General features: G+C 69.7%; 1 protein-coding gene. It reads right to left on the bottom strand.

Going from position 1 to position 3,110, the window contains the following annotated elements:
• On the bottom strand, positions 1 to 3,110 hold a 3,110-nt coding region (locus F4X41_10150), incomplete at both ends, for a DUF5006 domain-containing protein (GenBank protein ID MYB17369.1).

Raw genomic sequence — 3,110 nt, 5'->3', positions numbered from 1 at the left:
GCGGCAGGCGCCGGGCTGGCGGTTACGGTGAAGCTGGCGTCGCCGCCCTCGGTGATGCCGCTGCCCGCCGTGATGCTAATTTCCGGCGGAGTTCCCTGGTCGTCGTCCATGATGTTCATGGTGTGCCGGGACCGGTCGGGCGCAATGGTCACGCCGTCGCCGACGGGATTGGCGATGATGAACACGAAGGTCTCGGTGTCCTCGGCAACGTCGTCGTCCATCGTCTCCACCGTGACCGTGAGCTTCTGGCTCCCTGCCGGGATGACGATCCGGTGGGGCAGGGTCGCGTAGTCCTCTCCCGGGGTGGCGGTGCCGTCCACCACGCAGTCCATGGCCACGTCCTCCTGGTGGGGCTTGCTCATGGAGATCTGGATGGTTCCCTGGCTTCCCTCCTCCACCTGAGGCGTGCCGCCGATGATATGGACCACGGCCTGGTCGTCGTCGGCCAGGGTGACGGTCGCGCTGGGGCCCGTGGCCACCCGGCCCAATACGGCCACCAGGGAGAGGGTCAGGCTCTCCTCCGGTTCGACTATGTTGTTGTCCACCGGGAACAGGGTGACGGTCTTCCGGGTTTCCCCGGGGGCGAAGGCGACCTCTTCGGAGCGCGCCCACACGTCCCCCTGGCGGCCGACGACGGCGCTGGCGGAATGCAGCTGCACCCGGACCTTCACCTCCGACGGGACGGCCTGGTCCAGGATGACGGCCACCTCGATCCCGTCGGAATCGTCCTCCTCGAGGACGTAGGAAGTTCTCTCGAAGCTCGCCGTGGCGTCGGCCGGGCCGGTGAAGTCGTCGTCCACGATGGTCAGCGTCTGTATGACGGGCGGCTGGACGGGCGCGGCTTCAACCAGCGAAGCGGCCACGGACACCTGCCGGTCCGGGCCGTCAACGGCGTCGTCCACGGCCGTTATGGTCACTACGCCCGAGCTGGCGGTCTTGCCCGCCCCGATGGTGAGAACCCGGTTCGAGCTCAGGACGAAATGGTCCGCAGTGGCCGGCGCCACCGGCTGGGCGGATACGCTGAGGGAGACGTCCTGAGGCAGGGACTGGCTCAGTTGGGCGGTCACGTAGCTGGCGCCGGCGCTTCCGGCGCTCTCCGAAATGCTGCCGGGAGTCAGGATCAGCGTGACCTGCGGCAGGGGGTCGTCGTCGGTGATGGTCACGGCGGCGCCGGATACGGTCAGTCCCGAGGCCGCGCCCGTCAGCGTGAGGGTCTCCGCCCCTTCGTACCGCGCGTCGTCCGTGGGCGACAGCGAGAACGTTCCCTGGCCGCTCTGTTGTCCCGCCGCAATGGTGACGGTGAAGTCGTCCACGGCGGCGTAGTCCGTACCCGACGCCGCCGAATCCCCGGCCTGGCCCACGCTGACCGTGACGCCGGTGTCTCCGGCGAAGGCGACGCTGCCGTCCAGGGTGGCCGTCACCGTGATCTCCGTGGCCCCGTCGGCCTCGCCCACGCTGGCCGGGCTGGCGCTCAGGCTGGCTCCGGTGGGGGCCGCGTCGTCGTCGTCGATGGTTCCCACCGCCTGGGAGGCAGTGGGAGACAGGGTGGCGTTGACCGGGTCGGAGAGCGTCGCCAGGAAGGTCTCGCTGCCCTCGGCCACGGCGTCCTGGAGGGTCGCCACCGCCACCACGGCGGAGGTCTCGCCCGCGGCGATGATCAGCGTCCGGGCCGGGCTCACCGCCGTGTAGTCCACGTCCGCCGTGGCCGGGCGGGAACCCTGGACGTCGGCGGCGGTCTGCCAGCGCGCCGTCACGTCCTGGGAGGAGGCTGGCGTCAGCGTGACGGTGAACCGGACGACGCTCCCCTCGGTCGCGCTCCCGCCGGCGATGGAAAGAACCGGGGCGTCGTCGCCGTCGGCGATGCTGACGGCGGTGTCCGCCACCGTGAGTCCCGCCGCCGTCCCGGTGAGGGTCAGCGCCTCGTCGGCCTCGTCCAGGGCGTCGTCGGTGGGATCCAGGTCGAATTCCGCCGACCCGGTGGCCTCCCCAGCCGATATGGTCACGGTGAAGGGGTCCACGGCGGTGTAGTCGGTGCCCGACACGGCGGCGTCGGCGGCCTTGCCCACGCTGACGGTGACGTCGGTGTCCCGGTCGAAGGCGGCGCTTCCGCCCAGGGTGGCGGTTACCCTGATGGTCGTCGGGCCGGCCCCCTCGAACACCCTGACCGGGTCCGCGCTCAGCGCGGCCGTGGTGGGCGCGTCGTCGTCGTCGGTGATGACGCCGGTGGCCGTGAACTCGTCCGGCGACACCGTCCCCTTGGTCGCGCCGGTCAGGGTCACGGTGACGGTCTCGTCGGCCTCGTCAACCAGGTCCCCCACCACGGGGATCACGATGTCCGCCGTCTTCGACCCCTCGGGTATGACGACGCTGCCGGAGCCGGGGTCCCGGTAGTCGGCGGGAGACGTGGCCGTCCCTCCGAGGACGTAGTGCGCCGTGACGTACCCGGCGGCGAAGTCGCTGAGGCTGACGGCGAAGCTCAGGTCCGTGGCGGCGTCGGGGTCGTCCCCCTCGGTGACCCCCGGCGCGTCGGCCACGGAAACCTGGGGCATGAAATGGTCGTCCACGATGGTCAGGGCCAGCGAGGCGGAGTCGCCGGGTGTCAACTTGTCCGGGAGGTCCGCAGACAGCGCCAAAGTCAGGGTCTCGTTGTCGGGGTCGTCGTCCTGCCTGGCCCCGATGGAGCCGAACCACTTGGTCTCCCCGGCGGGAACCCGGATGCCGATCACCTCGTTCCCGTCTTCGTCGTGCCCGTGCCGCATTTCCGGATGGGGCACGTAGTCGCACTTTTGGTATAGCTCCCGATCCACGCCGCTGTCGAAACCGGGGCCCAGGTGGGCGCTGATGGGAATCATGTCGCAGGCCGCCGGCTCGAATTCGGCGGTGTCGGGCGCGATTTCGATGGGGATGATCACTTCGAAGTCCTGCGCTTGCGACATCGTCAGGCGCAGCGTCAGCCACGAGCCTTCAACCCACGCCGAATCCGACTCAAGGCCGACTGCCTCAAGGACGAGCGTGGCTTCTTTCAGTATCCGTGTGCTTGGATCTACTGTTTTTCCGTCGTCGTCGGTGATGGCCACCGTGCCGTCGGAGACGGTGAGGGAGCCGGAGGA

The organism is Chloroflexota bacterium, from assembly GCA_009840625.1.
GTDB lineage: Bacteria > Chloroflexota > UBA11872 > UBA11872 > VXNJ01 > VXNJ01.
The sequence above is the reverse complement of the archived record's forward strand: the minus strand, read 5'-3'. Positions and strand labels throughout refer to the sequence as shown.